This is a genomic window from Patescibacteria group bacterium (genome assembly GCA_028711655.1).
Taxonomy (GTDB): Bacteria; Patescibacteriota; Patescibacteriia; order Patescibacteriales; family JAQTRU01; genus JAQTRU01.
The window spans coordinates 1-4,004 of the sequence record JAQTRU010000060.1 but is presented as its reverse complement, the minus strand read 5'-3'; the positions used below and the strand labels follow the sequence as shown (position 1 = coordinate 4,004).

Genomic DNA, 4,004 nt, shown 5'->3' with positions numbered 1-4,004 from the left:
GGCGGCCGTCTTGTCTATTTTATTGATGACGACAATCGGCTTAAGCCCAAGCTCCAAAGATTTTTTCAAAACGAATTTTGTCTGCGCCATCGGCCCTTCCTGGGCGTCAACGACCAGGACCACGGAATCAATGGAACGCAAAACCCGCTCGACTTCCGAGCCGAAATCGGCGTGTCCGGGCGTATCCACTATGTTTATTTTGGTGTTTTTAAAATAAACCGAAGTGTTTTTTGAATAAATTGTTATGCCCCGCTCTTTTTCCAAATCGTTGCTGTCCATGCTTATCCCTTCCTCCGCCATGCCGGTTTGGCGCATCAAGGCGTCTGTTAAAGCAGTTTTGCCGTGGTCAACGTGAGCGATAATGGCGATATTCCTTATTTCCATAATTTCATGAAAAATTAAAACCGCTTCCCTGAAAAGCGGACTAAAATTTTTGCTTAGTTTGTGTTAATATCACTATACTATATTTATAAAAAAATATCAATATTTTTCACAATCTGTTTAAAAAAGAGCCTTCTCGGCTCTTTTTATTTTTATGGATTATCTGGCTTCAAAATAATTACAGTGACCGTTAGGGCTTACTTCGCCGTATTCGGCAATCGCTTCCTCAAAGGTTTTATCTTTTGGCACGCAGGCATGTCGGTTGTTTTTTTCCTGATAGCTTTTGCAGTTTTTGCACTGCGTTTTCTCCTCGGGCCAGCTAGCCCGGTATTGGATATCATTAGACATAGATTTGTATCTTAATTTGTTAATCTCTGGAGATTTTTTCTATAAAATCTTTAATAACTTCGCTTTTTAAAAGATTAAAACCTTGGTCATCATTTCTTCTGACAATGATTAATTTATCGCCCTTGGCTATGGCATATTCTTTCCTTAGTTCAGCAGGGATGGCAATTTGGCCTTTGTCCGTAACCGTTACCATCCCGAAATATTTAGTTTTTTTCCTGCAAACGCCTTTTTTCACCCCATTAGAAATTTTTTGAATTTTTTTCTTCATAGCGATAATTTGTTTCTTAAATATTTTTTACCCCATTAAAAGTTTGTTATTTTTTTCGGTTAGATTTCTAACGGGGTGGATATATTTTTATAATTATAATTAAGATATTTCTTACTTATCTTACTATAGTTTATCATAAGGGAGAAATGTGTCAAGGGGGATGGCTGGCCCGGTAATTTCCGTTTGCCTCGCCGGTTAAGGCGGGCTATAATTAAGTCATGACATTATATAAAAATATTTATCGTGTTAAATCAACTCGCCATCCAGATTGGGATTATGCCGACGATGGAATGTATTTTGTCACCATTTGTACGAATAATAGGCAGGAATTTTTTGGCAAAATTATTAATGAAAAAATGTTTTTAAATGGTATCGGTAAAATTTCCAATAGAATTTGGCAAGAAATTACTAAACATTTTGATGATGTAATTTTAGACGAATATATGGTGATGCCGAATCATATCCATGGAATTATTTTTATTTGCAATAACGGTAGAGACGCGATTAATCGCGTCTCTACGATTAACCGGACCATCCCCCACGAAAATGACATTAATCGCGTCTCTACCGGGGGAATTACCGGAAAATATAATCCAATGGGTAAAAAATCATTGGGTGAAATAATTCGTTGGTATAAAGGGCGGTGTTCATTTGAGATAAAAAAATTATCATTCAATATTAATTTTGCCTGGCAATCTAGATTTTATGATCATATCATCCGCAACGAATATTCATTAAACAATATTCGTAATTATATTTATAATAATCCGGTTAAATGGGTAATTAACCGGAATAACCCAGGAAATTTTTTGGTTTAAAATATTTTTTCCGGTTGCTTTTTAGCGGTAAAAATGATAATTTTTAGATATGAAATTTAGAAGTAAAAAAGATAATAAAGACGATCCGTTTGTCATAAAATCCGGCCGGTTCGGGCAGGTAAGAGGCTTTTCTTACCGGCTTGGCTGGACCGAGGATTCTTTTACGCCGGGTGGCGGAGAAGAAAAAGAAACGGTCGGCCGGACTTTTGATTTTTCTAAATTAAGGCTCATAAGCGTTTTTATTATTCTGTCTTTGTTAATTTTGGCCGGCCGGTCGGCTTGGCTCCAGATTGTCAAAGGTGATTATTATTATTCTTTGGCTGAAGGCAACCGCATCCGCATTGAAAGGCTTGAGCCCAAACGGGGAATAATCTATGACCGGAATCTGGATCCCTTAGTGAGGAACGTGGCCAATTCTTTGCTTTATTTTATACCCGCGGATCTACCCAGAGACAAAGAAGATAGGAATAAAATTATAGAAGAGATCGCCGAAATTTTATCTGATCTGCCGGCCGAAGAAATAAAAGAAAAGCTGGCGAAAATTAAAATTGGCGCCCTTGATTCTTATCAGCCGCTGTTTTTGGCTGATAATATTTCTTACGAAAAGGCCATGCTCCTTTATTTGAAATCAGCCGATATGCCAGGCGTATTTTTGGCTAGCAAAACTAGGCGGGAATATGACTTGTCCGCCCCTTCCTTGGCGCACATTCTGGGTTATACCGGCAAAATTAATGAAAGAGAATTGGAAAAATCCGGGGATGAATATTTGCCGATCGATTATATTGGCAAAACCGGGATTGAATATTTTTGGGAGAATGAATTAAAGGGGGAGAGCGGGAAAAAATATATTGAAGTTGACGCTTTGGGCAAGGAAAAGAAAATTATCAGCCAATCAAAGACAAGCGACGGGCGCAACTTAATCCTTTCGCTGGATTTTGGCCTGCAGAAAAAACTGGAAGAGGTTATAGGCGCTTATTTGAAGAAATTAAATCTTAATAGGGCTGCGGCCGTAATTATGGATCCAAACAACGGGGAGATATTGGCTTTATCCAGTTTTCCCGCTTATGACAGCAATAAATTCGCCAAAGGAATAACGTCCGAGGATTATGCGGCCCTTCTTAATTCGCCCGATAACCCCTTGTTTAACCGAGTTATCAGCGGCGAGTACCCTTCCGGCTCAACAATCAAGCCGGTTATCGCTGCCGCGGCTTTGCAGGAAAAAATTATAAGCGAACGCACCAGTTTTTTAAGCGTGGGCGGAATCAGAATTGGCCAGTGGTTTTTCCCGGACTGGAAAGCCGGAGGGCATGGTTCAACCGACGTGCGCAAAGCCATCGCCCAGTCAGTCAATACTTTTTTCTATTATATCGGCGGCGGCTATGAAGATTTTTTCGGGCTGGGCGTGGAGAGAATTGTCAATTACGCCAAACTATTCGGCTTGGGCGCCCAAACCGGCATTGATTTACCCGGCGAAGCGGCCGGATTTCTGCCCACCCAGGAATGGAAAGAAAAAGTTAAAGGGGAAAGATGGTATATCGGCGACACTTATCATCTGGCCATTGGCCAAGGCGACCTCTTGGCTACGCCTCTACAAGTCGCCAGCTACACCTCGGTTTTTGCTAATGGCGGCCGTCTTTATCGCCCACATTTGGTCAAGGAAGTGCTGACAAGCGAGGACAAGCCAGTAAGGGAAGTCGAAAACTCGCCGACAAGAAGCGACTTTATTGATAGTTATAATATTAGCGTAGTGCGTCAGGGCATGCGCCAAACCATAACTTCCGGGAGCGCGGCCAGCCTAGGGTCTTTACCTGTCGCCGTGGCCGGGAAAACCGGCAGCGCCCAATGGTCGACTAAAGAAAAAACCCATGCCTGGTTTACCGGTTTTGCCCCTTATAATAATCCGGAAATTGTGATTACGGTTTTGGTAGAGCGAGGCGGGGAAGGCAGCGAGGTGGCGGTGCCGATTGTCCGGGAAGTGCTGGAGTGGTACTTTAATAAACACGAATAAAACGAATTTAAACGAATATAGCGAATGAATTTTGGCACAGGTGTGCTGTTTTTATTTTTGGGTATACCTAGTCAAGTGGAACAGAGCTAATTGATTTTTGCAGATAGGTTAGCGGAGAATCAAAGATTTCCGGGTGGCTAAATCTTACTGAAAATTCAGCCACGTATTCTGGCAGATATTC

General features: G+C 41.2%; 5 protein-coding genes. 2 read left to right on the top strand and 3 right to left on the bottom strand.

What is annotated here, in order from left to right; all coding sequences use genetic code 11:
* The 3 genes from PHQ42_05255 to PHQ42_05245 all read right to left on the bottom strand — a co-directional run.
* The coding region (locus PHQ42_05255; GenBank protein MDD5072108.1) for a GTP-binding protein at positions 1-384 on the bottom strand (384 nt) is incomplete at its 3' end.
* A 156-nt stretch (positions 385-540) separates the two neighbouring features.
* Positions 541-729, bottom strand: coding sequence for a hypothetical protein (locus PHQ42_05250; protein ID MDD5072107.1), 189 nt, complete (start codon positions 727-729; stop codon positions 541-543).
* Between the two features lie 19 nt (positions 730-748).
* Positions 749-997 carry an AbrB/MazE/SpoVT family DNA-binding domain-containing protein gene (locus PHQ42_05245; GenBank protein MDD5072106.1) on the bottom strand — a complete coding sequence of 83 codons (249 nt, stop codon included), beginning with the start codon at positions 995-997 and terminating at the stop codon, positions 749-751.
* A gap of 218 nt (positions 998-1,215) precedes the next feature.
* On the opposite strand from PHQ42_05245, the gene PHQ42_05240 reads away from it, so the two are divergent.
* Positions 1,216-1,815 carry a transposase gene (locus tag PHQ42_05240; GenBank protein MDD5072105.1) on the top strand — a complete coding sequence of 200 codons (600 nt, stop codon included), beginning with the start codon at positions 1,216-1,218 and terminating at the stop codon, positions 1,813-1,815.
* Between the two features lie 49 nt (positions 1,816-1,864).
* The gene (mrdA, locus tag PHQ42_05235) at positions 1,865-3,823 is read left to right on the top strand and encodes a penicillin-binding protein 2 (GenBank protein MDD5072104.1); all 1,959 of its coding nucleotides are present in this window, start codon (positions 1,865-1,867) and stop codon (positions 3,821-3,823) included.
* Positions 3,824-4,004 lie beyond the last annotated feature (181 nt).